General features: G+C 70.5%; 24 protein-coding genes and 1 pseudogene. 11 read left to right on the forward strand and 14 right to left on the reverse strand.

Annotated elements, in window-relative coordinates; translation table 11 throughout:
- A pseudogene (locus ACZ6ZR_RS29800) lies at nt 1–319 on the reverse strand (hypothetical protein); the annotation flags it as partial.
- Nucleotides 320–549: 230 nt separating this feature from the next.
- Here ACZ6ZR_RS29800 and ACZ6ZR_RS29805 point away from each other — a divergent pair.
- A complete protein-coding gene (locus ACZ6ZR_RS29805) occupies nt 550–1200 on the forward strand; it encodes an ATP-binding protein (protein WP_465647558.1) in 651 nt (216 codons plus the stop codon).
- A 99-nt stretch (nt 1201–1299) separates the two neighbouring features.
- Here ACZ6ZR_RS29805 and ACZ6ZR_RS29810 read toward each other — a convergent pair whose 3' ends face one another.
- The gene (locus ACZ6ZR_RS29810) at nt 1300–2652 is read right to left on the reverse strand and encodes a transcriptional regulator (RefSeq protein ID WP_465647560.1); all 1353 of its coding nucleotides are present in this window, start codon (nt 2650–2652) and stop codon (nt 1300–1302) included.
- A 285-nt stretch (nt 2653–2937) separates the two neighbouring features.
- On the opposite strand from ACZ6ZR_RS29810, the gene ACZ6ZR_RS29815 reads away from it, so the two are divergent.
- From ACZ6ZR_RS29815 to ACZ6ZR_RS29825, 3 genes are read left to right on the forward strand one after another with little or no spacing between them, the layout of a single operon-like run.
- Nucleotides 2938–3300: an ATP-binding protein gene (locus tag ACZ6ZR_RS29815; protein WP_465647677.1), complete on the forward strand. Its 363-nt coding sequence runs from the start codon at nt 2938–2940 to the stop codon at nt 3298–3300.
- A complete protein-coding gene (locus ACZ6ZR_RS29820; protein ID WP_465647562.1) occupies nt 3297–3794 on the forward strand; it encodes a hypothetical protein in 498 nt (165 codons plus the stop codon). The genes ACZ6ZR_RS29815 and ACZ6ZR_RS29820 overlap by 4 nt, the downstream gene beginning before the upstream one ends.
- 10 nt (nt 3795–3804) lie before the next feature.
- Complete coding sequence (locus ACZ6ZR_RS29825; RefSeq protein WP_465647564.1) at nt 3805–5448, forward strand: pyridoxal-dependent decarboxylase; 1644 nt, start codon at nt 3805–3807, stop codon at nt 5446–5448.
- 35 nt (nt 5449–5483) lie between these two features.
- On the opposite strand, the gene ACZ6ZR_RS29830 is transcribed toward ACZ6ZR_RS29825, so the two are convergent.
- From ACZ6ZR_RS29830 to ACZ6ZR_RS29850, 5 genes are all read right to left on the reverse strand, one after another.
- A complete protein-coding gene (locus ACZ6ZR_RS29830) occupies nt 5484–6602 on the reverse strand; it encodes a glycosyltransferase (RefSeq protein WP_465647566.1) in 1119 nt (372 codons plus the stop codon).
- Nucleotides 6599–7471: a hypothetical protein gene (locus ACZ6ZR_RS29835; protein WP_465647568.1), complete on the reverse strand. Its 873-nt coding sequence runs from the start codon at nt 7469–7471 to the stop codon at nt 6599–6601. Before ACZ6ZR_RS29835 ends, ACZ6ZR_RS29830 begins: the two co-directional genes overlap by 4 nt.
- Before the next feature lie 195 nt (nt 7472–7666).
- Entirely contained in the window at nt 7667–8215 is a 549-nt protein-coding gene (locus tag ACZ6ZR_RS29840) for a histidine phosphatase family protein (protein WP_465647569.1), read from the reverse strand.
- 21 nt (nt 8216–8236) lie between these two features.
- Nucleotides 8237–9964, reverse strand: a complete 1728-nt coding sequence (gene metG, locus ACZ6ZR_RS29845) for a methionine--tRNA ligase (protein ID WP_465647571.1) — start codon at nt 9962–9964, stop codon at nt 8237–8239.
- A 504-nt stretch (nt 9965–10468) separates the two neighbouring features.
- On the reverse strand, nt 10469–11305 hold the full coding sequence (locus tag ACZ6ZR_RS29850) for a DUF6551 family protein (protein ID WP_465647573.1): 837 nt from the start codon (nt 11303–11305) through the stop codon (nt 10469–10471).
- 1726 nt (nt 11306–13031) lie between these two features.
- Between ACZ6ZR_RS29850 and ACZ6ZR_RS29855 the strand changes: the two genes are divergently transcribed.
- Complete coding sequence (locus tag ACZ6ZR_RS29855) at nt 13032–13883, forward strand: nucleotidyltransferase domain-containing protein (protein WP_465647575.1); 852 nt, start codon at nt 13032–13034, stop codon at nt 13881–13883.
- A gap of 4 nt (nt 13884–13887) precedes the next feature.
- On the opposite strand, the gene ACZ6ZR_RS29860 is transcribed toward ACZ6ZR_RS29855, so the two are convergent.
- Nucleotides 13888–14670, reverse strand: a complete 783-nt coding sequence (locus ACZ6ZR_RS29860; protein WP_465647577.1) for a thioesterase II family protein — start codon at nt 14668–14670, stop codon at nt 13888–13890.
- A gap of 152 nt (nt 14671–14822) precedes the next feature.
- Between ACZ6ZR_RS29860 and ACZ6ZR_RS29865 the strand changes: the two genes are divergently transcribed.
- The 4 genes from ACZ6ZR_RS29865 (at nt 14823) to ACZ6ZR_RS29880 (ending at nt 18105) form a co-directional block, all read left to right on the forward strand.
- Nucleotides 14823–15068 carry a hypothetical protein gene (locus ACZ6ZR_RS29865; RefSeq protein WP_465647579.1) on the forward strand — a complete coding sequence of 82 codons (246 nt, stop codon included), beginning with the start codon at nt 14823–14825 and terminating at the stop codon, nt 15066–15068.
- Between the two features lie 27 nt (nt 15069–15095).
- Entirely contained in the window at nt 15096–16397 is a 1302-nt protein-coding gene (locus ACZ6ZR_RS29870; RefSeq protein WP_465647581.1) for an amidase, read from the forward strand.
- Nucleotides 16398–16503: 106 nt separating this feature from the next.
- Nucleotides 16504–17130 carry a TetR family transcriptional regulator C-terminal domain-containing protein gene (locus ACZ6ZR_RS29875; RefSeq protein ID WP_465647583.1) on the forward strand — a complete coding sequence of 209 codons (627 nt, stop codon included), beginning with the start codon at nt 16504–16506 and terminating at the stop codon, nt 17128–17130.
- 117 nt (nt 17131–17247) lie between these two features.
- The gene (locus tag ACZ6ZR_RS29880; protein ID WP_465647585.1) at nt 17248–18105 is read left to right on the forward strand and encodes an alpha/beta hydrolase; all 858 of its coding nucleotides are present in this window, start codon (nt 17248–17250) and stop codon (nt 18103–18105) included.
- Between the two features lie 67 nt (nt 18106–18172).
- On the opposite strand, the gene ACZ6ZR_RS29885 is transcribed toward ACZ6ZR_RS29880, so the two are convergent.
- Nucleotides 18173–18385 carry a DUF5302 domain-containing protein gene (locus ACZ6ZR_RS29885; RefSeq protein ID WP_465647587.1) on the reverse strand — a complete coding sequence of 71 codons (213 nt, stop codon included), beginning with the start codon at nt 18383–18385 and terminating at the stop codon, nt 18173–18175.
- A 322-nt stretch (nt 18386–18707) separates the two neighbouring features.
- Here ACZ6ZR_RS29885 and ACZ6ZR_RS29890 point away from each other — a divergent pair, with 322 nt between their 5' ends.
- Nucleotides 18708–19529: an integrase gene (locus tag ACZ6ZR_RS29890; RefSeq protein ID WP_465647589.1), complete on the forward strand. Its 822-nt coding sequence runs from the start codon at nt 18708–18710 to the stop codon at nt 19527–19529.
- Between the two features lie 58 nt (nt 19530–19587).
- Here the strand turns inward: ACZ6ZR_RS29890 and ACZ6ZR_RS29895 are convergent, their stop codons facing one another.
- Both ACZ6ZR_RS29895 and ACZ6ZR_RS29900 read right to left on the reverse strand, forming a co-directional pair.
- Nucleotides 19588–20538: a pirin family protein gene (locus ACZ6ZR_RS29895; protein WP_465647591.1), complete on the reverse strand. Its 951-nt coding sequence runs from the start codon at nt 20536–20538 to the stop codon at nt 19588–19590.
- Between the two features lie 124 nt (nt 20539–20662).
- On the reverse strand, nt 20663–21184 hold the full coding sequence (locus ACZ6ZR_RS29900) for an SseB family protein (RefSeq protein ID WP_465647593.1): 522 nt from the start codon (nt 21182–21184) through the stop codon (nt 20663–20665).
- A gap of 159 nt (nt 21185–21343) precedes the next feature.
- On the opposite strand from ACZ6ZR_RS29900, the gene ACZ6ZR_RS29905 reads away from it, so the two are divergent.
- On the forward strand, nt 21344–23173 hold the full coding sequence (locus ACZ6ZR_RS29905; protein WP_465647595.1) for an acyl-CoA dehydrogenase: 1830 nt from the start codon (nt 21344–21346) through the stop codon (nt 23171–23173).
- A gap of 97 nt (nt 23174–23270) precedes the next feature.
- Here the strand turns inward: ACZ6ZR_RS29905 and ACZ6ZR_RS29910 are convergent, their stop codons facing one another.
- The 3 genes from ACZ6ZR_RS29910 to ACZ6ZR_RS29920 are packed head-to-tail and all read right to left on the reverse strand — an operon-like array spanning nt 23271 to nt 26715.
- Nucleotides 23271–24524: an ABC transporter permease gene (locus ACZ6ZR_RS29910; protein ID WP_465647597.1), complete on the reverse strand. Its 1254-nt coding sequence runs from the start codon at nt 24522–24524 to the stop codon at nt 23271–23273.
- Nucleotides 24524–25234, reverse strand: coding sequence for an ABC transporter ATP-binding protein (locus tag ACZ6ZR_RS29915; protein WP_465647599.1), 711 nt, complete (start codon nt 25232–25234; stop codon nt 24524–24526). The genes ACZ6ZR_RS29910 and ACZ6ZR_RS29915 overlap by 1 nt, the downstream gene beginning before the upstream one ends.
- Nucleotides 25231–26715: a peptidoglycan-binding protein gene (locus ACZ6ZR_RS29920; RefSeq protein WP_465647601.1), complete on the reverse strand. Its 1485-nt coding sequence runs from the start codon at nt 26713–26715 to the stop codon at nt 25231–25233. The genes ACZ6ZR_RS29915 and ACZ6ZR_RS29920 overlap by 4 nt, the downstream gene beginning before the upstream one ends.
- Between the last annotated feature and the right edge of the window lie 61 nt (nt 26716–26776).

A 26776-nucleotide genomic window follows, 5' to 3' on the forward strand; every position in this document is an offset into this window, starting at 1 on the left:
CGGAGTGGAACAGCAGGTGCAGCCCCAGCTGCCCGGCGCCCAGCGCCCCGGCGATCGAGCCGAGCGAACGCTCCCGGCCGCCGAGCGCGGTGGCCACCGCGCAGACCATCACGAAGCCGAGCAGCAGCGCGGGCAGCGCCACCTCGCCGCCGCCGGCCAGGGTGTGGCCGGCCGCCGCGATCAGCGTGCAGACCACCGCGAACGGCACCGCCCGGACCAGCCGCAGATCCCACGCGGCAGCGGGAGCGGCCTCGGTGCCGGGGGCACGGCGGCCCTCGGTGGCGGCTCCCGGCAGCGGGGCGGGCAGGTGGCTGGTCATGGCGGGGCCATCCTCTCACCGCCTACAAGCACGCCTGGGAGAGGGGCGGAAAATACATCACATTGCCCCGTTCGGCCCCGGCGCGCGCGCCGTGCAGTGCGCTGCTCGGCACACCCCGCTGCACCAGTCCATCCGCCGAACGGGCGGTCCCGGGGCTCACGCACGGTTCACCCGCGAATATGCCGGAGATACCTAGTTGTATGTGGAGCCGCAGCCAGGAGGGACCTCCCGTGGATATCTGGTGGACTCTGCACCTCAAGCGCGACCCGGCCAGCGTGCCGCTCGCCCGCCGCATCCTGCTGGGCGCGATGGACTCGGCCGGCGTCGACCCCCAGATCGCCTTCGACCTGGGCATCGCCCTCACCGAGGCCTGCGCCAACGCCGTCGAGCACGCCACCTCCGCCCGCCCCGACGAGGGCTTCCAGGTGACCGCCTCCATCTCCGGCGACACCCTGCGCATCGAGGTCACCGACTCCGGCCCCGGCCTCCCCCCGGCCGCCGCGCCCACCCGGACCCCGCCCCTCCCCGCCGTCCGCCGCACCGCCTCACCCTCCCCCGCCCGCCCGCGCACCCGCTGCCGCACCCGCCGCGGCCGCGCCACCCTCCCGGCCCCCGCCCTCACCCCCCACCGCCCCCGCCCCGACGGCCGCCCCGCCCCCTACGACACCCACGTCCTCCCCGCCGGCCGCCCCACCTCCGCCCGCCCCCTCGATCTCGAAGCCCTCCCCGACCTCTCCGCCGAGAGCGGCCGCGGCCTCTTCCTGATCCACGCCCTCACCGACCACGTCCAACTCCGCAACCACCCCCTCCGCGGCGCCATCGTCAGCTTCGACAAGGTCCTCAAATGGCAGGACGACGCCCTGCTGCGGGCGGCGTCCTGAGATGACTCGGTGGCGCTGAACCCCTGCGGCTTGGCTGCCGTGTCAGGTATCCAGGTGGTTGCTCGCCATGGCGATACGCCATCTGGAAACCGTCGTGACTCAAGCAGCAGCGGCGAGTTCCCGTGCCCGCTCTGCGAAGTCGACGACGAGGCGGTGGCGGCCGAACGGCTCCATGCGTCGCTGGAGATCCTGGACGGCTTCGACACAGCGGGAGGACTGCACCTGCCTGGCGAGCGAGAGCGTGCGGACGCCGGCGGCGTGGGCGGCTTCGAGGTCGCTGCGCTGAAGGTGGGAGACCGCCAGGGCTGCCTGCGACATCGCGCCGCGGCGGGCGCGCTTCTGCTGCCGGGCGTGGTCGATGGAGAGGCGGGCGTGCTCGGCCGCGTGGTCGGGCCGGTCGAGGTCCCGGAAGGTGTTGGCGTGCTCGCCGTGGAGGTAGGCGGCGTCGATGAACTTCGCCCACTCCTGCTCCTGCTCCGGGCGCACCTGCGCGAAGGCGATCTCGGACCGGTTGACGGCCTGGGCCGCAGCGACCTTGTCGCCGAGCTTGGCGAGGGCCCGGGCCTCCAGCGCCCACAGGTCAGCTAGGCAGGCGGGGGAGGACACCCCGGTCAGTCCGGCTCGGCCGGCCTGGGCGAGCCGACGTCCCTCCTCCGGGTGGCCGAGGAGGGTGGCCTGGTCGGCCATCCCGGCCAGTACGTGTGCGCCGAGCGCGGGGTTGCGCGATTCCTCGGCAAGGCGGAGCGACTGGATCAAGTAGCGCTGTGCGGTGCCGTGTTCGCCGTTGTCGTAGGCCATCCAGCCGAGAAGGTAGGTCTGTTCGGCGGCGGCCTCGCACAGCGCCCGCCGAACCGTCTCGGTGTAGGTGCGCCGAAGGAGCGGGTACACGTGGGCGTTCATGTACTCGGCGAGAGCCAGCCGGCCCGAACCGCCGCCCTGGAAGATGTCCATCTGCTGGAAGGCGCCGAACATGTTCCGGACCGCCGAGACGTCCTCCAGCCGTACCTGAGGTCCGGCCACCGGGGCCTGCTCCAGGGTGTTCAGCAGCCAGTCACGCGAGGGCCCGACGCCGGCGACAGCGGCGAACGGGGCTATGGCCAGGAACTTTCGACGGTCCACGTCAGCTCTCCCCAGGTTGGTGACGGCCTCAACGGTAGCCGTGTAGGAGGAGTTGTACACCAGGGAGCGATCGGCGGACGGAGCGTCAGAGAGCCCGAGATCGTAGGTGGTTACCCGGTAGCCGAACTCGGCGGAGAAGACGTCGGCCAGGATGTCCGGCACAGGCTGGCGCGGAATCTCGCCGCCCAGCCAGCGGCGGACGCTCGTCGTGTCCGGCGCGATGTGGGGCTGGCCCCACTCCTTCGCCTTCGCACGAACTCGCCTGCTCAGCTCGCCTCGGCTCACGCCGGACTGCTCCAGCAGCCGCTCGAGTTTGGTGTTCACCGACTTCATTGCCGTGGCCCCCAGCACGATCGGTAGCGGAAGTGACACTCTTCGACACCCCCACCGACAGTACTCCTGACCATGCATCGGCGGTTACCTGGTTGCCCGAAGTGACCTGCACTGCTTGAGGAGTACTCCGCCATGAGAGCCGAGAGCACCGAAACTGACGTGTCGTCACTCGGCTTTCCGGCACGCTGCACCGCTCATGGGGAGCCGATCTGCACGTCCCGGAGTGTCCCGCCGAAGGGCGGAGGTCGCTACCGGCTGATGCTCCCCGACATCCGACCAGAGCACATGGAGCCCATGCGTGAGATCGTCCGGGCGCACCTGCGGCTCTGGCAGAAAGCCGAGTTGAGCTTCGTCGCCGAACTGGGTGTCACGGAGTTGCTCACCAACGTCTACAAGCACGCCCGCGGCGCGTGCGAGCTGGTGCTGTCGGAGACGGCAGCCGGCGTCTTCGTCGGCGTGACCGACCTCGCCGACACTCTGCCCGTGGTCCGTGAACCGACGGACGACCACGTAGACGGACGAGGGCTGTTCCTCCTCGGGGTGATGACGGACGAGCTTGCAGTCGAGCCACGTGGGATCGGCAAGCAGGTCTGGTTCCACCTCAGCTCAAAGATCACGGCCCCCGACGGAGAGGAGCGCAACCCGTGACACCGGCAACCGTGCGCCCCGCCGTGGTCTACCGCTGTGTGGCCCTCGGGATCGGCGGCTGTACGCGGTCCGAACTCCTCGAGCAGGAGGTACTGCTCGACACGGGCACCGCGCACCAGCGCCTACGGCGGGCCGCCATCGCGCTCAGCCAGGCAGTGATCCGCAGCGTGGCCGTGGAACTCGCGGCCTGGCTCGACGACCGCACAGTCCTACCCACGTTGACCAAGGTGCTCGATGCCGGTCAGGGCTACGAACTGGAGTTGTGCGGCCCCGGAGTTCACGCGGTGCTGTCCGCCCACCGCGTCGCCCTGCTGCCGCTGCTCAGCGGGCGCTCGTCCTTCTTGCCCAGCCCTTCTGCTCCACGGACGTCGCACCTGGGCCGCGGCCCGCGACAGGGCGGGATGAACGACCGCCAGACATCACTCCCTTCCGGAACGATCAGCCCCTTCACGACAGGAGTCATGGCCGATGCACGCCCAGCGCCGTTCTCGTGATCCCCGCTCGTTGTTCCCCGCCCGCTACCGCGACAGCCAGTTCGTCGAACTCTGCGGCCGGGCGTTCGGCACACTCGACCGCCTGATGCCCGAGGCCGACCTGCCCCGAGTGCCGAGCCCGCCTGGCCCCCAGCAGACCCACCTCGATCTCCTGAAGCGGTACGGCCGGCTCCCCGACACCGGTGCCGCCGACCCGCACCAGCTGATCGAGGATATGACCGGCGACTTCCTCGCCGGAGCGGTCAACTGGCGCTGTCCGCAGCTCCAGTACAACCTCGGCGCGGCCGTCAACGTGGTGGCTGCGGCGATGTACGCGGTCTCGCTCGACGTGAACGTCTACCTGATCAACGACGGCCTCGCCGGCAACGCCGTCGCGGCTGAGGCCGCCGTCAGCAGTATCCTCGCGGAGCTCACGGACGTGGACCCGCAGCGGGCGTACGGGCTGTTCACGTTCGGGGGCACCGGCACGATGGCGTACGGCATCAAGTCCGGCTTACGGAAGGCGTTTCCAGACTCGGCTCGCACCGGCGTGCCGAACAGCGCTCGCGTCGTCATCACCGAGGACGCCCACTTCTCGCACGCCACCGCAGCGGACTGGCTCGGCCTGGGCGCCGACCAGCTCGTGGTCCTACCCTCCGGCGATGACCGCCGCACCAGGATGCACGGTGTCGAGACCCTGCTGAGGGCCGAACTCGACGCCGGACACCAGATCGCGACCGTCATCATCAACGGCGGCACCACCTACGACCACGCCATCGACGACATCGCCGCGATGGCCGACCTGCGGAACCGCTTGGTCTCGGAGTACAGCCTGCCCTACCGCCCGCACCTGCACGTTGACTCCGTGGTCGGCTGGGCCTGGCTGATGCTCACCGACGAAGCCCTGGACGACCTGGAGCCCGGCTCTCCCGCCGTAGCCGCTCTGCGCGAGCAGCAGCAGCGCATCCAGGGCTTGCGCCACGCGGACTCCTGGGGTGTTGACTTCCACAAGGGAGTCGGGGCCTGCCCCATCGACTGCAGCTTCGTACAGTTCAACGACCGCAGCGACTGCGCGGTGCTCCGGAGGGGTGGCACGGCAGGCGCCGAACTTCACCAGCTCGCCCAGGACTTCAGCGTCTTCTCGCCCGTCGACTACACCCTGGAGACCTCCCGCGCCGGTGGCAAGGCCATCGCCGCACTCGCGAGCCTGCACAGCCTCGGCCACCACGGCTACGGGACGATCCTGGCCCGTCTGGTCGACGCCGCCTTCCTATTCCGCACGTCCGTCGCCCAGCAGGACGGCATGACGGTGCTCAACCCGCATGCGCTCGGCTACCAGACGATGGTCCGCCTCCACCGGCCCGACCGGCCCACGGCCGACTGGCGGCACGAGATCCTCAACTCGTCGGCGGAGACGGCCTCCCTCGTGCAGGACGGCAACCGCTACCTGCGGGCCTTCTTCGAGTGGGACCAGGAGACCCGGATGGACCACAACGCGGGTGGCGTCGTCTACTCGTTCAGCAGCCGCTACGTCACCACCGCCGGCGGAGCCCCGATCTCCGGCCTGAAGTTCTACCCCACCAGTCCCTTGATCGGCCGTGAGCACATGAAGGCCGCCGTCGACCTGCTCGCCGAGCGCAAGGCCACCTTCGACCGGACCGTGTGGCGCAAGTGATCCACACGGCCACGGCCGTTCCGCCGAGCGGGCCCTCAGCTGAGGGCCCGCTCAGCGGTGCGCTCCAGGATCGGGACAAGGAAGCGGTCCGTCAGCTCATCGGCGAAGGCGAACACTTCGCGCGTCACGGCCTGCCGATGGTCCGCCCGCCAGTCCGTGACCAGCTCGGAGAGCTCGGCGGTGACGTCGCCGAAGTACGCGGCGTTACGGGCTACGCGCTCGGGCCTGGTGATGCACTGCTGGAGCAGGTAGTTCTTCACGACGTACCGGCGCAGAGGTGCCATGTCGAGCCGGTCGGCGAAGTGGTCGAGCAGGGCGTGCTGGTCGCCGTTCTCGGAACGGTAGTTCTCGATCTCGCCCGTGTAGCAGCTGCCGCTGAACAGGGCCTCCGGCTCGTGGAGCATGCGGCGGGCGCTCGTCTCGTACGCCGGGTCCTGGACGTACGCGATGTCGATGCCGTCGAACTCGGCCCGGAACATGAACGGCCAGCCCACAGCAGGGATTTCGTGGGTGCCGGCCTCGTCGTAGTACTCGGGCCTGAAGCCGCCGAGGCGCCGGTAGGTCTGAGACTCCATCACGAAGGCGCAGTCGGAGACGGGACGGCCGAAGTCACGGAACACCTGCTCGGTGAACAGCGGCCGGTCGTCGTCGCGGACGTAGCTGTCGACGATGCTCTGCGGGAAGAAGACGGTCCCGACGTGCTCGATGTAGCGCCGGGTCAGGGCCGGACAGCGGCGCCAGAAGTCCGCCTCGAAGAAGCCGGCCGTGGAGACCACGGTCCTCCCCTGCCCGGTCTCCTTCTCGACAGCGGCCAGCCAGGTGGGCGGGAACAGCGTGTCCGAGTCGCCACTGACGATGTACTGCACGGGAGTTGGCCGGTCGAGGAGGTAGTCGATCCCGGTGTTGCGCTGGACGACCATCGAGCGGGTCGTCTCGGTGACCACCGTGCACCGCAGGCCGGGGAACTTCGCTGCGGTGGCCGCCACGACCTCGGCCGTGCCGTCGTCGCCTGGTGCGTCGGCTATGACGATCTCGTACTCGTCCCGCAGGATGGGCCGGCCGTGCTCGTCCTGCTGGTTTGCGATGCTCTCGATCGTGTGGCCGATGTACTCGGCCTCGTTGAGCGTGGGGATGACGAAGCCGTACCGGGTCACCGGGTACCTCCAGGGTGGTTGGCGTCGTGCAGCGATCGGGGCTGGCCCAGGGCTTCGGCCGCGCCCCAGAACTCGTCGTACGAACGGGTGCTGGCCAGACGGCCGAGAGCTCCTTCGTCGCGCCGGAGAACGTCGGCGAGGGCCTGGTGTCGGCAGTCGACCACCCCGGCGCGAAGGCACTGGGCCAGGAAATGCTCAGGGTCGGCGGCTCGCTGGATGGCGCCGGCCAGAGCTCGGGTGTGAGCGTGCTCGGCCTGGCGGCCGTGGAAGTCGTCCGAACTGGCCCACTGCCCGGCTGCGGTGACGAGGGCAGGGAGGGCCGCGGCCAGTCGGCCCATTCCGTCGAGGTCGATGCCGTACTTCGCAGCGAGCCGCACAGCCCGGTTGAGCAGGAGCAGCGGGTTCTCGCTCTCGATCTCGCTCACCAGCCCGGCGTCCCGCACCGGGAGTGAGGCCAGTACATCGTGCGGGTCGACGTAGGTGGCTGAAGGGTGGTGCCAGCGCACGCACTCCACGTCGAAGTGGCCGATGCCGTCGAGCGTCTCCACGAAGTTGAGGTCGAGCACGCGACCCCGCCACTCCACGTCGAACATTACGACCGGCCGGTCGAGCCGGATCCAGTACTCGCGCGGCGCGGAGAGCTCGCTGACCTCGGGCTGGACGAGGAGCCGGGACCGGCACCGCTCGGCCTGGGAGAGCCCGACGATCGCCACATCGACGTCGTGGCCGGCCTGGTGCGGGTCGGCGAGCAGGTCCAAGGCGGCACCGCCGTAGACGACCAGCTCGTCAGTCTGAAGCAAGTCGGCCAGCTCGGTGAGGAGTTCGGCCTGTGCGGGTGGGAGTTGCCGGGGTAGCGCGGGATCGCTCATGCGGATGCTCCGTCTCGACGTGCTGTCGGACTTCCCAGGGAGCAGTAACCCTCCCACGTGCAGGGCCGCCTTGGCGGTAGTTCATCCAGCTTTGGCCTGATATGTCCCCACTGAGGGCGCAGGGATCCCACCGCAGCAGCACAGCAGCAACGCGCGTCACACCAGACGCAGCAAATGACCACCCAGACGGGTGGGTTACATGTGCAGCGGGTGAATTGACGCCAAGCCGACGTCTTCGGCCCCGGCAGCCGCCTTGATCACGGCCTCATGACTCACGACCACGAGCGGCCCCGCTGCCGGGTGGCACGCCACAACCGCCTTCAGACGCGCGGCCATCTCGGCGTCCGTCTCCCATTGCCGGTCCGCCGGCAGCACGTCTGAGGAGCGCCACAGCTCGTACTCGCTGATTGCGCTCCGCACAGCGTCGGCCGTCACCGGAGTCCGGCCGTCGCGGACCGGCAGCCAGTCGTGCAGCGCGGGATCGACCCGGAGCTCACACCCGAAGGCGGCGGCCAGCAGCGCACCGGTCTGCAGCGTGCGCGTGTACGGCGAGGCGACGACCAGCGCCGGCTGGCTACCCCTCAACTCCGCTGCCGCGGCCTGCGCTTGAGCGACACCACGGGCCGTCAGCGGGGCGAAGTCGCGCCGCGCCCCCTCGTAGACAGGGGCGTGCGGCGCGAGCCTGTCGTAGTCGGCCTCCCCATGGCGAACCAGGAAGACCGTCGCGCCGCCGCCCCCACCCATCTCTCCAACCCCCTCGTGCGCTTACTCGCCGCCGAACCGCGTGCGCCAGGTCTCCAGGTCCTCATCGGTGATCTTGGCGAAGAGCACCGGCGGGACGGTGAAGCCGGTACCGGCCGGCACGAAGTCCAGCGCCTGGGCCTCCTGCGCGCTCACCCACGCCTGCGTGCGAGCCGGAGCGTCCTCGGCGAGCGCGAACGACTGGCGGACGGCCTTGCTGCTGGCCGGGATGAACGGCTCCGAGACGATCGAGTAGAGGTAGATCAGGTTCATCGCCGTGCGCAGGGTGAGCGCGGCGGCTTCGGGGTCGGTCTTGACCTGGAGCCAGGGCGCCTTCTCGTCGAGGTAGGCGTTGCCCGCGCTCCAGAGCGCGCGCAGACTCTGCGCCGCCTTACGGAAGTTGAGCGCGTCGAGGTTGTTCTCGTAGTCCGCGAGCAGTTCAGCGATCTGGGCGCCGAGGCGCTCCTCGGCCTCGCCCGCCTCGTGGCCGGCGGGGACGTCGTCGCCGAAGCGCTTGCGACTAAAGGAGAGCACGCGGTTGACGAAGTTGCCGAGGGTGTCGGCGAGGTCCTTGTTGACGACGGAGGCGAACAGGTCCCAGGTGAAGCTGGAGTCGTCGGACTCGGGGGCGTGCGCCATCAGGAAGTAGCGCCAGTAGTCGGCTGGCAGCAGCTCCAGCGCGACGTCGGTGAAGATGCCCAGCTTCTGGCTGGTGGAGAACTTACCCCCGTAGTAGGTAAGCCAGTTGAACGCCTTGACGTAGTCGACCTTCTTCCACGGCTGGCGCGAGCCGAGGATCGTGGCGGGGAACATCACCGTGTGGAACGGGACGTTGTCCTTGGCCATGAACTCCGTGTACCGGACGGTGTCATCGGCCTCGTACCACCAGGACTTCCAGTCCCGGGTCTCGCCGGCCGGGGCCGCGTCCGCCCACTCCTTCGTCGCGCCGATGTACTCGATCGGGGCGTCGAACCAGACGTAGAACACCTTGCCAGCGGCGGCCAGTTCGGGCCACACGTCGGCGGGGACGGGGACACCCCACTCAAGGTCGCGGGTGATCGCGCGGTCCTGCAGGCCCTCGGTCAGCCACTTGCGGGCGATTGAGGAGGCGAGCACCGGCCAGCTGTCACCGTTGGCGGCGATCCATTCCTCGACCTGCTCAGTCAGCTTCGACTGGAGAAGGAAGAGGTGCTTGGTCTCGCGGACCTCCAGGTCCGAGCTGCCGCTGATCGCCGAGCGCGGCTCGAGCAGGTCGGTGGGGTCGAGGACACGGGTGCAGTTCTCGCACTGGTCGCCGCGGGCCTTGTCGTAGCCGCAGTGCGGGCAGGTGCCGACGATGTACCGGTCCGGCAGGAAGCGCTCGTCGGCGACCGAGTACACCTGGCGGATCGACCGCTCCTCGATGAAGCCGTTGGCGTGCAGCTCGCGGGCGATCTCCTGGGTGATCTCCCGGTTCTGGGGCGAGGAGCTGCGGCCGAAGAAGTCGAACGACAGCTGGAAGCCGTCGTAGACGGCTTTCTGCTGGTCGTGCGCCTGCGCGCAGAAGTCGGCGACCGGGAGGCCGGCCTCCTTGGCGGCGAGCTCGGCGGGGGTGCCGTGCTCGTCGGTGGCACAGATGTAGAGGACCTCGTGACCGCGCTGGCGCAGGTAGCGGGAGTACACATCCGCCGGGAGCATCGACCCGACCATGTTGCCCAGGTGCTTGATCCCGTTGATGTACGGAAGGGCGCTGGTGATCAGGTGCCGAGCCATCCTCGGATGCTCCAATTTCTCCCGCACGCACCCCAGTTGGGGGTGCCATGACAGGCGCAGTCTGGGGGCCGCAACGAGGCACTGACGTGAGGTCAGTTCCTCGGGCTGCTACACAGAGCGAAGGTCTACTGTGGGCAGGCCCATCCTACCGGCACTTGTCTGCGCGCCCGTCGAGGTTTTCACCGTGCTCCGACCTACGGGATAGCGGCGGAAGGCAAGTCCGCCGCCCGGAACAGGCGGCCAAGCGAGTTCCGGGCGGCGGCAACACCAGGGTGAATCACCCACGGCTGCGGGAAGTGTAGCGTCTTGAGGGTCTTCCGAGTCGCTCCGCCAACGCGGGCGGTCGGGGCCAGGAAGGCGGTGATCCACCCGAGCGAGTTGGCCTTGGGCGGTCGGCCACCGTCGGCTAGCGGACCCTGAGGCCGGGAACCCCACCGCAGGGCCACGAAATGGTGATGGGGATGCCGGGTCAGCCTGGCGCCAGTTGCTTGAGATTCTGGCTAATTAGAAGCGGACTGCGAGCTGGCCTTTCGCGACACCTCGTTGCACTGGAGTACCCCAAGTGTGCACCTTGGCCGTGCGCCGCCCGACGTTATAGGCGGTCTTGATTACTTGATCTACTCCCTGGACGACGGTACATCCGGTGCTTGTTTTATAGCCACGCCCCTTTCCGAGAACGCTCGCGGCTCCTCCATCGTGCGCTGTGAGCTTCTTGATCAATTCTCCGTGACTAATTCCTGGGCATGACTCCAGCACCGACGCCATTCCCAGCAGCATGTAAGAGCCGACCCCGTCGGGCTCGTAACCCCATGCCTGTGTAATGATGCTCAGGCAATCCCGTAGCAAATCGCCCTGCGGGCTACTGGAGCGGTAGATAGATGTCATTGCCGAGATTGCTCCGATAGTCCGCGGGCCGGTCCCATTGGTGACCGTCCAGCCTAGCCCCTTGGCAATCTTCATAATTGCAACTGCCTCGGGGCGCTTCGCGGTAACCTCGGCCATAAACTTATACATCGGGGTAACGCGACGATTGTCGTTTAGGCCCAGAAAGAGCTCGGCTTCTTGTGCGAGCGACAGTCCGCGAAATGCCTTGACTGTAATCTTTACATGACCCCTCCCGACGGCCTTTGTAAGTGCGGCGCGGTTCTGTCCGTCGAGCCAGATGATAGAGCCGTCTGGCCTGATTGATACTGTCGGCACCCCGAGTCTGTTCTCGTCGAAACCTTCCTTCTTCTGCTTGGCCACCCAGTTCTTGTCTGCAGGGCGCGTGTTGACCCTGGCATCTCTGCCTACTGAGTCTGGTGCGATCATCTCGATGGTCGCCTTGTGGTGAATCTCCATGACTATCGTGCCATTTCTAGATTTTGCAGCTCTCGGTCTTTTTGTCGGAGCACCTGAAAAACCTTTAGCAGCTCTCTGCGGGCGTATCCGAGATCTTCTTCTGAGATCCCAGATGCGTCGATACTTGCCAGGCCAGTGCAGGCACCAGAGATTGCGTCAATTCCGCGCCGAAGGGCATTTTCTCTCTGCTTTGGTGTAGTCCTTTTTCTTCGTGATCCGTCGGCCCACAGCGTGATGGGTCCAGCGGTGCTCTGACCTTCAGAGGGCACCCTGAATACTCTCGGCCGTGTCGATCCAACGGAAAATTGTGCCCCGCCTAGCTGCCGCCAGATGGCGGTGAACTGGGAATGCATTTGGCGAACTGCCTGGTCGCCGGTCAGCCCATTAGGTGGACTTTCAACGGCTTCAATCATCCTGGCAAGAAAGTCGCGTGCGGCCAGGGTTGCCTGATCGCTACCGTCTGTGCCTTCCTGCGACTTTCCTAGTACTGACCGAATGCGCCAGAGGAGAGAGTGTGTAAGGCCTACCGCTGGTCCCGTGTGGATGCTGTAAGAGAATTTTTGCCCCGCATCAATTGGCCGAGGAAGACCGTGGAGAGCTGCAGCCATCTGGATCTTCTCGCGAACAGTCATTGGCACTAGGTAAGTCATCCGTGGATCATTCTTGTGCCTTTCAAGCTCCTCGCACGCCTCAAGGACGTCGGCCGGGAACAGGGCTAGAACTGTCCGAGCATTTAGGCGTCTGCACGCCTCGAGCCTTCTGCGGCCACTGATAAGCATGTGGTCGCCGGGGCGAACGAGCAGTGGAACGCTAATTCCGATGCTTTTTGCTGAGCCGGTCAGTCGATCCAGTTCGTTCGATGTGCCGCGCACGGGGCGGTCCGTGCCAATGTCACATAGGTTAATGCGCTTAAGTTCCAGTATGATCACCCATTGACTTATCTGAGCCATCTTGCCATGGATAGATCTATATGGAGTGGCGAGGATTGGCAAGAGCGGCACGCGATTTCGCGGGTCCCTTCAAGGCGCTTCGGCGCACTGAAAGCCGGTCATAAGAATGCGCCAAATATGCGACAATCGAGTGCCGCTATTAATTCGATCTCATTACCCGAATATTCCAGTATTGGCCGGTTCCCGACTGTTGGCCGCGCTGTCTTGTCGGTCCGATGCGGTAGGGGGCCTGGCTCGTTTTGACGTCGTGAGAGTGAACTGGCGGGGAGCGCGCGGCACTTGTCGCTGTCGATGCAGGGAGCGTCGAGGCTACGGGCGGTGGGAGCGCTGATGGAGTGCCGGGAGCGAGGGCATGTCGGGGCGATGGTCAAGGGTCTTGCTGAAGGTTGTGGCCGACGGGTGGGCGAAGTGGCTTGGAGGCGGAAGCACGATGCCAACCGGCCGTCCGCGCGGCTGGCGGATCGGACAGCGATAGTTACCGGCCGCCGGCCCTCGCGGGCGGCCGGGCAGATGTCACACGTCAGGTGACCTCATCGCGGCCAGCGATAGCTGATCCCCGCAGGGCACATCTGGGTCACATGAGGGTGAGAAACGCCGCCGACCAGTGTCAACTGCCGAAGGTAGCTTTCCCTGGTCAGCGGCATTCCGGCGACAAACCCGCAGGTCACCGGACCATGTCGGTCAATCGGTCCTCAAGTGGCAGGACGACGCCCTCCTCCGCGCCGCCTCCTGAAACTCCCCTGACCGTGCGTCAGCCCGGCCCGTAGGCTGCCCGGATGACGGATGCACAACTGCCCGAGCCCGCAGGCACCCTGGCCCGGATCGGGGAGCGGCTGGCCCGGCTGCCCGGGGTGACCGGGGTGGTGCTGGGCGGCTCGCGGGCCCGGGGTGCGGCCCGGCCGGACTCGGACGTGGACATCGGCCTGTACTACGACCCCGCCGCCGCGCCCGAGTTCGGGCAGGTACTGGCGGCGGCCGCCGAGCTGGACGACCGGGGCGCCCCGGCCGGGCACGGCGGGTACGGCGAGTGGGGGCCGTGGATCAACGGCGGGGTCTGGCTCACCGTGGACGGGCTGAAGACCGATGTGCTGCTGCGCGACCACGCGCGGGTGGAGCGGGTGGTCCGGGAGGCGGCCGCCGGCCGTTTCACCGTCGACTACCAGCCCGGCCACCCGCACGGCTTCGTCTCCACCGTCTACGCGGGCGAGGTGCGGCACAACCTGCCGCTGCACGACCCCGAGGGCCGGCTCGCCGCGCTGCGCGCCCTGGTCGACCCGTACCCGGAGGCGCTGGCGGCCGCGGTGGTGGCCCGGTTCGGCTGGGAGGCCGGCTTCTCGCTGGACGGGGCGCTCTCCCCGGCCCGCCGGGGTGACCTGCACCAGGTCACCGGCCTGCTGCACCGCGCGGTGGCCTGCCTCAACCAGGTGGTCTTCGCCCGCAACGGCCGCTTCCTGCTGAACGAGAAGGGCGCCCTCGCCGAGGCAGCCGCGCTGCCCCGCACCCCGCCCGGCTACCGGCCCCGCGCCGAGGCCGCCCTGAGCGGGCTCTCGGTCGACCCCGGGACGCTGCGCTCCGCCGTGGACGCCGTGCGCGGGCTGCACCAGGAGCTGGTGGAGCAGCAGCCGTAGGAGCTCAGACGGCCCCCTGCCGGAGCACCCCGCCGAGGTCGGCCGTGATCTGACGGACGATCACCTCGCGCTGCTCGCGCAGGTAGAAGTGGTCCCCGGGGTGGAGGTGCAGGCCGGTGAGGTGCGGCAGCCGCCCGGCCAGCTCCGTCACCGCGGTGGCCGGCGTCACGGGGTCGTCCTGGCCGGCGAAGAGCGACTGCGGCAGTTCGGCCAGCGGCGCGCGCAGCGGGGCGGGGGCGGTGTCGACCAGCTGGAAGTCGCCCCGGATCGCGGGGGAGAACATCTTCCACAGCTCCGGCAGGCCCAGCACCTCCGCCGGGGTGCCGCCCATCGCGACCAGCAGCTCCCGCAGCGCCTCGTCGGAGCGCAGGTAGCGCGGCTCCTCCTCGTCGCCGGGCCGGGCCAGGTCCGCCGCCCAGGCCGAGATCCCGAGCCAGCGCGGCCCGGGCTCCCCGGCGGCCCGTATCCGCCGGGCGAGTTCGGTGGCGACCAGGCCGCCCATGCTGTGCCCGAAGAAGGCGTACGGCCCCTCCAGGCGGCCGCGCAGGTCCGCCCGGAAGCGCTCGACCAGCGCGCCCAGCTCGGTGTACGGCTCCTCGCTGCCGCCGAAGCCGCGCCCGGGCGCCTCCATCAGCACCACGTCCCAGTCGGCCGGGAAGAGCGCGCACCACTCCCGGAAGAACAGGTGCGAGCCACCGGCGTGGTGGAAGAGGAAGAGCCGCACGGCGGGCGCGTCGACCGGACGGGGACGGATCACGGTGTGGGCGGGGCGGAGCGCGGCGGTCATGCGTGGGTCCTCCGTGGTCGGGCGGTCGCCGGGATGGCGGGTGGACGGGTACCAGTCTGGCCCCGGGGCCTCCCACGGCCGGGAGCCGGGTCGGCGGTCCTGACGGGCGCTCAGGAATTGCCGGTCCGGGGCGGGCGGAGCAGCCTTGGGGCATGGAGCACCAGATGCGGGCCGAGTACGGCCCTGACGGTCAGTCCGGTGGCGTGAAGAGCTGGCACATCACCACGGTGGGCGCCCCCACCGCGATGTGCGGCCACGAGCTGGAGAGCGACGCGCAGACCCGGGAGCCGACCCGGTGGTCGGAGCAGCCCGACCTCAACTGCCACACCTGCGGAGCCCTCTTCCTCCGCGAGGTGCCGTACCTGCCGGCCGAACACACCTACACCGAGCAGCCCTAGCCCGCCGCCCCCGTGGACCCGTCAGGCGTGGAAGCGGCGCTCGTGGATCCGGAGGGCGTGGTCGAGGAGCTGTGCGCCCGGATCGACCGGCTCGACCCGCTGCTGCGCTCCTTCACCCCGGAGCCCGGCCGCTACGACCGGCTCGCCGCCGAGGCCCGCGCGCTGGCGCACCGGTACGCCGCCCACCCGCCCACCGCCCACCCGCCCACCGCTCACCCACCCACCGCGCACCCGCCCCACCCCGACCGCCCCCCGCTGTACGGGATGCCGGTCGGGGTGAAGGACGTCCTCCACGTGGACGGACTGCCGACCCACGCGGGCTCCGCCCTGCCGCCCGGCGTGCTGGCCGGGCCGGAGGCGACGGCGGTGCGGCGGCTGCGGCGGGCGGGCGCGCTGGTCGCCGGCAAGACCGTGACCGCCGAGTTCTCCCTCGGCGCCCCCGGCCCGACCAGGAACCCGCACGATCCGACCCGCACCCCGGGCGGCTCCAGCAGCGGCTCGGCGGCGGCGGTCGCGGCCGGCCTGGTGCCGCTCGCCCTCGGCACCCAGACCCTCGGTTCGGTGATCCGCCCCGCCGCCTACTGCGGCGTCGTCGGCTTCCGTCCCACGTACGGACGCATCCCCTCGGACGGGATGGTCGCCTGCGCCCCCAGCCTGGACACCGTCGGCGTCCTGGCCTCCGGCCTCGCGGACGTGGCGCGCGCGGCGGCCCTGCTCTGCGACGGCTGGGCACCGGTGGACGGGCCCCTGCCCGCGCCGGTGCTCGGCGTCCCCGAGCCCTACCTCGCCCCGGTGGAGCCGGCCGCGCTGGCGGCCTTCGAAACGGCGCTCCGGGAGCTGGGCCTGACGGTCCGTCGACTCGCCCCGCCCGGTGACCTGGCCGCGCTGGTCGAGGCGGTGGAGATCGTCACCCGGTACGAACTGGCCCGGGTGCACGGCGAGTTGTTCCCCCGCTTCGGCCGCCTCTACCGGCCCGAGACGGCGGCCGCGATCCGGCACGGGCAGGAGATCACCACCGCGGAGTACGCCGCCGCCCAGCACGACCTCACCCGCCACCGCCACCGGCTCACCGAGTTCACCACCACCGAGGGCATCGACCTCTGGGCCACCCCCGCGGCCACCGGCCCGCCCCCACCCGGCCTGGAGTCCACCGGCGACCCCGTCATGTCCACCCCCTGGAGCGCCCTGGGCTGGCCCGCCCTGACCCTCCCCACCACACCCCTCGACGGCCTCCCCCTCGGCCTCCAGCTGATCGCCCCGTCCCACCACGACGAACAGCTCCTCACCTGGGCGGGATCCGTCGCACCGGCGGCCCGCGGCACACGGTGACGTCCCCCGGGGTACGCACTGCCGTCCGTCCGTCCGCAGCGCCCCGCGCCCCGGCACGGCCACCCCGGCACGACCGCCCCGGCGAGCCCCTACCCTGGAGGGCCTGATGCGGAGTGAGGTGGGAGCCGTGGCCGACGGCCGGGTGGAGCGGGGCAACGAGACCCGCCGGGCGGTGCTCGGGCGGGCCGTCGAGGTGGCCTCCGTCGAGGGGCTCGGGGCGCTGTCGATCGGACGCCTCGCCACCGACCTGGGGCTGAGCAAGAGCGGGGTGTTCGCCGCCTTCGGGTCGAAGGAGGAGCTCCAGCTCGCCACCGTCCGGGCCGCCCGCCGGATCTTCTACGACGCGGTGATCGCCCCGAACGAGGAGGCCGCCCCCGGCCTCCCGAAACTCCGTGCCCTCTGCGCCGCCTGGGTCGGCTACGCCCGCGACCGGGTCTTCCCGGGCGGCTGCTTCTTCCAGTCGGTCTCGGCCGAGTTCAACACGCAGCCCGGCCCGATCCGGGACGCCCTCGCCGAGGCCGCCCGCGACTGGGAGGGCCTGCTGGTGGAGCTCGCCCGCACCGCCCGCGCCGCCGGCGAACTGGCCCCCGCGGCCGAACCCGAACAGCTGGCCTTCCTCCTGGTCGCCGCGATGGAGACCGCCAACGCGCAGAGCCTGCTCCTCGACGACCCGGCCCGCTTCGACCGGGCCGCCGCCGTCATCGACCAGTCCCTGAACGCACTCACCGCCTGACGCCTCATCAGCGCTTCCCGAAGCCGGCCTCGTCCCACAAACTGCACGAACGGTCGTGCTAATATATTTCCATCGAGCGGCCGCACGCCCATGCCGCGGCCCGACCGGGGAGTGCCCATGGACCTGTCCGTCGCCCTGATCCGCACCGCCTTGAACGCCACGGCGTCCGTCTCGCCCCGCCTGGCCGGCCGCGCCGCCTTCGCCCTCTTCGTCCGCCCGGTCCACCGCAGCCGCCTCCGCTCCGAGGAGCGCGAGCTGCAGGCCGCCGCCGTCGAGGAGCGCATCGAGGTGCACGGCACCGCCGTCACCACCTACCGCTGGGGCGACGGCGCCCGTCCGGTGCTGCTGCTGCACGGCTGGCAGTCCCGCGCCTCCCGCTACGCCGCCCTGGTGCCCCGGCTGCGCGCCCTCGGGTTCACGGTGCTCTCCTTCGACGCCCCCGGCCACGGCGAGTCGGCCGGCCGGACGGTCACGATCCTCGACTACCGCGAGGCGATCCGTCAGTTGCACGACCGCCACGGGCCGTTCGAGGCGGTGGTCGCCCACTCCCTCGCGGTGCCGGCCGCCGTGCTGGCCCTGCGCGACACCGTCAAGGCCGGCCGCCTGGTGGCCATCGCCGGGCCCGGTGACTTCGACCTCTTCCCGCGCGCCTTCGCGGCCGGCCTCGGGCTCGGTGGCTGGGCGGTACCCGAACTGCGCCGCCGGATCACGGCGGTGCTCCCGCCCGGCCTGGACTACCCGGGCCTCAGCCCGCTGCACCGCCCGGAGGAGCTCGCCCTCCCCCTCCTCCTGGTGCACGACGAGGGCGACCGCGTCATCCCGTACGACCAGTCCGGCCCGCTCCACGCGGCGTACGAGCCGTATGGCGCCCGCCTGCTGACCACCCGTGGGCTCGGCCACAACCGGGTGCTCACCGAGCCGGCCGTGCTCGACAACGTCCTCGGCTTCCTCACGGAGGCCGCCCCCACGCCGTGACGCCACCGGCCGGCGGCAACGCGAAAGGCGGCCCTCCCGGGAGGGGAGAGCCGCCTTCGGCGGGCCGTCAGCCGCCGCTCTTGCGACGGAAGTTCCGCTTGCCACCGGCCGCCGCGTGGGTGCCGTGGATCTTCGACTCGCCGCCCGGGCCGCCGTTGCCGCCGCCCTTGGCGCCCTGCTTGCGGGCGAGCGCTTCGAGGAACTTCGCCTTCTGGTCGTCGGGCTCGGCGACGGGCTCCTCGCCCTCCGTCGGCTCGACGGGTTCGGGTGTGGCGCTCATGTGTGACCTCCAGGAACCGGTACCGGTGTTACGGGGCCACCCTGTCACGCCCGAGGCCCCCCGGCTGGCCATTTCCCCGCCGGGGCGCCGGTTCGGGACGGCCGGTTCGGTGCGGCCGGTTCAGTGCGGCCGGTCCCGGTACTGCGGGCCGCCCATCAGGTAGAGCAGGACGAGGGTCGGGAAGCCGATCGCGGCGATCAGCAGGACGAAGAACTGCAGCACCATCACGTGAGGCTCCTGAAAAGGTCACAGAACAGGACATTCACGACGCTATCCCGCCGGTACCCTGTCCGCTCGTCCGCTCCGCCGCCACACTGTCGGGATGCAGGTAGAGCTCGCGGGCGAACCGCAGAAGCCGGGCCGGGAGAGCGAGGACTTCGCCGCCGCCAGCCCGGAGGCACTGGTACTGCTGGACGGGTCGAGCAGTCCGGAGGACTTCGAGTCCGGCTGCCGGCACGGCACCCCTTGGTACGTACGGCGCCTCGGAGTCCACCTCCTGGCCAGACTCACCGACCGGGCCGACCGCTCGATCGCCGAGTGCCTGTCCGACGCCATCGTGGAGACGGCCGCGCTGCACGGCGGCCGCTGCGACCTGGCCCACCCCAACACCCCGGCCGCCATGGTGGTGGCGGCCCGGGTGCACGGCAGTTCGCTGGAGTACCTGGTGCTCGGCGACTCGCTGCTGGTGCTGGACCTCAAGGACGGCCCGCCCCGGGTGATCGGGGACAACCAGCGCTTCCCGGCCGGTGAGCTGCTGCGGCGTCAGATCTGGTCCACCGTCCCGGGCTCGGCCGAACGGGCGGAGCTGCACCTGCGCTACTCGCTCGCCGTCCGGGCGGCCCGCAACACCGGCCACGGCCCGTGGATCGCCGCCGCCTCCCCGCGCGCGGCCGGCCACGCCGAGACCGGCTTCGTCCGGCTCACCGCCCTGCGCGCCGTCGCCGCGCTCAGCGACGGGGCCTCCCGCTGGACCGAGCGCTTCGGCCTGGGCAGCTGGTCCGACGCCGTCCACCTGCTCGCCGAACAGGGGCCCTCCGAACTGATCGCCCAGGTCCGCGCCACCGAACGGACCGACGCGCACTGCCGCCGCTGGCCCCGAGGCAAGGCCCACGACGACGCCTCCGCGCTCTACGCCCGGATCTAGTGCCGTGCCGGAGGCCCGGCCCCCGAACAGGGAACCGGGCCTCCGAGGTGACGGCGGGTCAGTCCGTCGGCTGCCCGAAGGCGCCCGACTGGAAGTCCCGCATGGCCTGCTCCAGCTCGCGGTGACTGTTCATCACGAACGGCCCGTAGTGGGCCACCGGCTCCCGGATCGGCTGCCCGCCCAGGATGATCACGTCCAGGTTGGGGTGCCGGGAGTCCTGCTTGGCGTCGGCCGCGATGGTGAGGGTGTCGCCCTCGCCGAAGACCGCCGACTGCCCGGTGTGGATCGGCCGGTGCTCGGCGCCGATCGTCCCGTCGCCGTTGAGGACGTACGCCAGCGCGTTGAAGTCCTTCCGCCACGGGATGGTGATCTCCGCGCCGGGCGTCACGGTGGCGTGCAGCAGGGTGATCGGGGTGTGGGTGACGCCGGGGCCCTCGTGGCCGTCCAGCTGACCCGCGATCAGGCGGAGCACCGCGCCGCCGTCCGGCGTGGTGAGCAGCTTGACGTGGCCGCCGTGGATGTCCTGGTACCGGGGCTGGGTCATCTTGTCCGCGGCCGGCAGGTTCACCCAGAGCTGGATGCCGTGGAACAGGCCGCCGGTCAGCACCAGCGACTCCGGCGGGGTCTCGATGTGCAGGATGCCCGAGCCGGCCGTCATCCACTGGGTGTCGCCGCCGCCGAGGTGGCCGCCGCCGCCGTGCGAGTCCTTGTGGATGAACTCGCCGTCGATCAGGTAGGTGACGGTCTCGAAGCCGCGGTGCGGGTGCCACGGGGTGCCCTTGGGCTCTCCGGCGGCGTACTCCACCTCGCCCATCTGGTCCATCATGATGAACGGGTCGAGGTACTTGGTGTTGATCTTCGCGAAGGCCCGGCGGACCGGGAAGCCCTCGCCCTCGAAGCCCTCCGGGGCGGTGACCACCGCGAGCACCGGTCGAGGGGTGTTGGTCGCGGCGTCCGGGGTGGCGACGCGCGGAAGGGTCAGCGGGTTCTCGACGGTCACGGCGGGCATGTCGGCCTCCTTCTTCGGGGTTCTCTGGCCTACGTCGGCCAATGTAGTTCAACTCTCAACAACAATCAAGTTGAAAGTTGAACCATCGGGTCATGGGTCTCCCCTGAGGGGTTCCCGGGGGGTCTCAGCCGTACATCCGCCGCATGGTGAAGTCGACCATCTGCTCCACGGCCTTGGCGTCGAAGACCATCCGGTGCTCGCCCTCCATGTCCAGGGCGAAGCCGTAGCCGGTCGGCAGCAGGTCGAGCACCTCGGCGCCGGAGACGCTGAAGTGCTTGGAGTCCTTGCCCGCGTACCGGCGTAGCTCCTTGAGCGAGCTGAACATCGGGATCACCGGGGTCGGCGTGTTGTGCAGCGCCAGGAAGCCCGGCCGGTCGCCGCGCGGGCAGTGCACCTTGGAGGTGATGAAGATCGCCTGGAAGTCCTCCACCGGCATCGCGCCGGTGGTGAAGGCCCGGACCGCGTCCGCGAGGGATGGCGGCGAGGGTTCCGGGTAGAGAGACTGCTGGGGGGCGGCCTGCGGGGGCTGTTCGCCGTACTGGCCGGGGCCCGGCATGCCGTTCATCCCCTGCTGCTGGGCGTGCTGCTGCTGCGCCTGCTGCTGGTAGGGGTCGCCCTGATACCCGGTCTGCTCGTAGCCGTACACGGGGTCAAGGTTATCGGCGGACGTGACCCTGTTCATAGCCCTTTCGGCTCCAGGGGCTTGAACATGTTACTTACGGGTAGCATCATGGTGCCTACTGGTGGGTAAGTGGGGCGCTCGAAGGCGGCGGACCCCCGGAAGCGACGAACCGGAGAAACGGTCATGGGTCACTACAAGTCCAACCTGCGCGACGTGGAGTTCAACCTCTTCGAGGTGTTCGGTCGTGACCAGGTGTACGGCACCGGTCCGTACGCCGACATGGACGTCGAGACCGCGAAGAACATCCTCAGCGAGATCTCCCGGCTGGCCGAGAACGAGCTCGCCGCCTCCTTCGCCGACACCGACCGCAACCCGCCGGTCTTCGACCCGGAGACCAACACCGCTCCGGTCCCGGAGACCTTCAAGAAGAGCTACCAGGCGTACATGGACGCCGAGTGGTGGCGGCTGGGCATCCCGGAGGCCATCGGCGGCCAGGTCACCCCGTCCTCGCTGATCTGGGCCTACGCCGAGCAGATCCTGGGCTCCAACCCGGCGATCTGGATGTACTCCTCCGGTCCGGCCTTCGCCGGCGTCGTGTACGACGAGGGCACCGAGGAGCAGCACAAGATCGCCAAGCACATGGTCGACCGCCAGTGGGGCGCCACCATGGTGCTGACCGAGCCGGACGCCGGTTCGGACGTGGGCGCCGGCCGCACCAAGGCGGTCAAGCAGGAGGACGGCTCCTGGCACATCGAGGGTGTGAAGCGCTTCATCACCTCGGGCGAGCACGACATGTCCGAGAACATCATCCACCTGGTGCTGGCCCGCCCCGAGGGCGGCAAGCCGGGCACCAAGGGCCTCGGTCTGTACATCGTCCCCAAGTTCGACTTCGACTGGGAGACCGGCGAGCTGGGCGAGCGCAACGGCGCCTACGCCACCAACGTCGAGCACAAGATGGGCCTCAAGGCCTCGAACACCTGCGAGATGACCTTCGGCGCCAAGCACCCCGCCAAGGGCTGGCTGGTCGGCGAGACCGTCGACGGCATCCGCCAGATGTTCAAGATCATCGAGTTCGCCCGGATGATGGTCGGCACGAAGGCCATCGCCACCCTCTCCACCGGCTACCTGAACGCGCTGGAGTACGCCAAGGAGCGCGTGCAGGGCGCCGACATCTCGCAGTTCCTGGACAAGACCGCGCCGCGCGTCACCATCACCCACCACCCGGACGTGCGCCGCTCGCTGCTGACCCAGAAGGCGTACGCCGAGGGCATGCGCGCCCTGGTGCTGTACACCGCCTCGGTCCAGGACGACGTGATGGCGGCCCGCCTGCGCGGCGAGCACGACGACGCGGCCGAGCGCCTGAACGACCTGCTGCTCCCGATCGTCAAGGGCTACGGCTCGGAGAAGTCCTACGAGCAGCTCGCCCAGTCCCTGCAGACCTTCGGCGGCTCCGGCTTCCTGCAGGAGTACCCGATCGAGCAGTACATCCGCGACGCCAAGATCGACACCCTGTACGAGGGCACCACCGCGATCCAGGGCCTGGACTTCTTCTTCCGGAAGATCGTCAAGGACGGCGGCCAGGCGCTCACCGTGATCTCCGAGCAGATCAAGAAGTTCCTGGCGGCCGGCGAGGGCGGCGAGGCCCTGGCGGGCGAGCGCGAGCTGCTCGGCAAGGCGGCCGGTGACCTGGAGGCGATCGTCGGCAAGCTGCTGGCCGACCTCTCCTCGGTCGAGCAGGACGTCAAGAACATGTACAAGGTGGGCCAGAACACCACCCGCCTGCTGATGGCCTCGGGCGACGTGGTGGTCGGCTGGCTGCTGCTCCGTCAGGCCTCCGTCGCGCTGGCCAAGCTGGAGGCCGGTGCCACCCCGAAGGACGTGTCCTTCTACCAGGGCAAGGTCGCGGCCGCGAAGTTCTTCGCCCGCAACGTCCTGCCGACGGTCACCCCGCAGCGCCTGATCGCCGAGGGCATCGACAACGAGATCATGGAGCTGGCGGAGGAGGCCTTCTAGGCCTCGCCCCGATGACTGCCTGACACACCCTCACACCGCGGGGCCCGGTCCGACTGGACCGGGCCCCGCGGTGCGTTCCCGCACCTCGCGCTCGGGGTCAGCCGCCGCCGCGCAGGGCCTTCAGCGGGTCGGTGCGGGCCGCCCGCAGTGACGGGTACAGGCCGGCCAGCAGGCCGATCACCGAGCCGATCAGCGGAGCGGGCAGGGTGGTGGCCGGGTGCATCACCGCCGTCCAGTCCCGGGCGGCCGCCACCACCAGCACCGTCAGCACGCCGACGCTGGTGCCGACCAGGCCGCCGAGGGTGCCCAGCACGGTCGACTCGGTGAGGAACTGGGCCGCGATGTGCCTGGTCCTGGCGCCGAGCGCGCGGCGCAGGCCGATCTCCTCGGTGCGCTCCAGCACCGCCACCAGGGTGGTGTTGGCGATGCCCACCGCGCCCACCAGCAGGCAGATCGCGGCCAGCGCGAGGAAGAGCCCGGTCAGGTCGGAGGTCACCCGGTCGCGCAGGCCGTGCGGGTCGGGCGGCGGGGTGACGGTGAAGGAGCCGGGGGAGTCCGGGCGCAGGGCGGTCGCGACCTGCTCGGCCACCACGGTGGCCGCGCCCGTCCTGGTGGCGATCAGCCCCTGGGCGCTGCGGTCGGGCTCGGTGCCGGGGTTGCCGTACCGCTCCAGCGCCGTGCTGGCCGGGACGATCACCCCGAGCAGGGTGGCGGGCAGCCGCTGGACGTCCGAGTAGATCCCGATCACCGTGTACGGCAGCCCGTCCAGGAAGACGGCCGGCTGGACGTCCAGCCGGCTCACCCCGAGCCGCTTGGCGGCGGCCTGACTGAGCATCACCACCGGCTGCGCGGTCTTCTGCGCGAAGGCGTCCATGGTCACGCCGCTCACCAGGGTGGGCGCCATCGCGGTGACCGCGCCGGGGGTCGCGGCGAAGACGGTGAGGCCGGTGCCGGCGTTCTGCGCGTCGGTGGGGCGGGCCGAGAGCACCGGATTGGCGGGGAGCGGCCACCAGACGCCGGCCGCGGTGACGCCGTCGATCCGGGAGAGCCGGGCGTCCGCGTCCTCGGGGAAGCTCGGCGGCGGATTGGACCCCGGGCGGACGCCCTCCGTCCGCGGGCGGTCGGCGACGTTCACGGTGGTGGCCCTGGTGAGGTCGAACTGCTCGCCGATCTGGCCGGAGGCGGTCGCGGTCAGGCCCAGCACCGCCACGAAGGCGCCGATGCCGAGCACCGTCCCCAGCATGGTGAGGACGGACCGGCCGGGGCGCTGGAGGATGCCGGCCAGGGCCTCGGCGCACAGGTCCCGCGGGCCGAGCCGGGAGCCCGGCTCCGGCAGTACGTGACGGGCCATCAGTGCGCCACCTCCGAGGTCTCGGACAGCACGCCGTCCCGGATCGCCACCTGCCGGCCGGCCCGGGCCGCCACCGCCGGGTCGTGGGTGATGACCACCAGGGTGTAGCCCTGGCCGTGCAGCTCGTCGAACTGCGCGAGCACCGCCTCGGCGTTGGCGGAGTCCAGGTTCCCGGTCGGCTCGTCGCACAGCAGCAGGCTGGGCCGGTTCACCAGGGCCCGGGCGATGGCGACCCGCTGGCGCTCGCCGCCGGACATGGTGGTCGGCAGCGCGTCCAGCCGGTGGCCGAGCCCCACCAGGTGCAGCGCCTCCCGGGCCGCCCCCGCCCGTACGGCGCGGGGCACCCGGTTGTAGACCTGGGCCAGCACCACGTTCTCCTCGGCGGTGCGGTGCGGCAGCAGGTGGAAGGACTGGAAGACGAAGCCGATCCGGCGCCCGCGCAGCGTGGACCGGTCGCGGTCGCGCAGTGCGCCGGTGTCGATGCCGTCCAGCTCGTACCGGCCCTGGCTCGGGGTGTCCAGCAGCCCGAGCAGGTGCAGCAGGGTGGACTTCCCCGAGCCCGAGGGCCCGGTGATGGAGACGTACTCGCCCTGGCGGACCGTCAGGTCGGCGGGCCGGAGCGCGACCACGGGCGGCTGCCCGGGGAAGCTGCGGCCGACCGCGGCGAGCCGGATGACGGGGGCCCCGGGGGTCTCAGCGGTTTCGGTCACGAGCCGACCACCACCTGGTCGCCGGGCTTGAGGGCGCCCTCGAGGTTGGGGACGACGCCGACCAGGCCGTCGGCGGTGACGCCGGTGGTGACCGACACGTTGGTCCGCAGGCCGCCGGCGCCCACGGTGGTGACGGCGGTCCGCCCGCCCGCGTCGGTGAAGATCGCCGCCACCGGGACGGCGGTCACCGGCTGGACGGCGGTGTCCTTGAGGATGGTGATCCGGACGTTCTTCCCGCTCAGCGCGCCGGGCAGCGGGCTGTCGGGGGTGATGGTCACGGGGATGTACGAGGGCCCGGCCGGGGCGCCGCCGCCCTGCGCCGGGGCCGGGGCCGCGCCGCCACCGGCGTTCTGGCCGGCGGCGGCCCCGCCGAGCGAGATCACCTTGCCGGCCGGCGGGGCGGTGGTCGGCGTGCCCAGCTCGGTGACCCTGGCGGTGAGCTTGGTGCCGGTCTCCTCGTCCAGGACCTCCACCGCCATCCCGGCCTTGACCGCGGCTGCCTGAGCGGGGGTCAGCTGGCCGGTGACGGTCAGTCCGCCGCTGGTGAGCGAGAGCAGCGCACCCGAGGCCGGCGCCCCGACCGAGCCGTTCACGGCCGTGACGGTGGCCGGCAGCGCGGGCAGGAAGACCACGTGGGCGCCCGGCACCATCGGGCCGTTCACCGTGACGGCCTGGGCCAGCGCCGCTTGGTCGGCGGTCAACTGCCGTTTGGCGGCCGCGATCTGCTGGTCTATGCCGAGCCCGGCGGGCGGCTGGTCGGGCGAAGTACCGTTCGGCTGGCCGGAGTTCTTCTGGGCCAGCAGGCCCTCCACGGTCTGCTTCCCGGTGTCCACCGCCTTCTGGGCGGCGCTGACCGCCTGTTGGGTGGCCGCCCCGGTGACGGGCACCGGGTAGCCGAGGGCGCGGTAGAAGCCGGTGACCGCCTGCTTGGTGCCGGGGCCGAAGATGCCCTTCTCGTCGGAGCCGCTCGGGTACCCCAACTCCCTCAGGGCATCCTGGAGTTCGACCACGTCGGGGCCGCTGGAGCCCGGCTTCAGGTCGCGGTAGGCGGGTACCGCCCCCTTCAGGACGTACAGCGGCTGGCCCGACACCTCCGCGAGCAGCCGCCCGCTGGCCACCGCGTCGCCGGCCTTGGTGCCCAGCTTCGACAGGAACAGCTGGGTGATTTCGGTCGAGGCGGCGGTGGGCACCACGTCGTACCTGGTCGGCGGGTACACCGAGGCCCGGGCGGTCACTGAGGGGTTGAGCACCCGGCTGACCACCGAGGCGGTGAGCAGGGTCCGCGGCGGCGGGGCCGTCCGGGCCGCGCGCTCCGCCGGGGACTTCACCAGGGTGGTCGCCGCCAGGCCGCCGGTGGACAGCACGGCGGAGACCACCGCGACCACCAGCACGACCCGCTGCCGCCGGGCCGCCCGGGACCGCCCCGGACCCTGTGGCTGTTCACCGTCCTCGGTGGCGTCCAGGAGGTTCTTCCTACGCATCACGAGCACCGTCGTCCCCCCGTGCGGCCGCGGTCGAGTGCGGGCCGTCTCGGGTGAATTG

The organism is Kitasatospora sp. NPDC088742 (genome assembly GCF_055584905.1).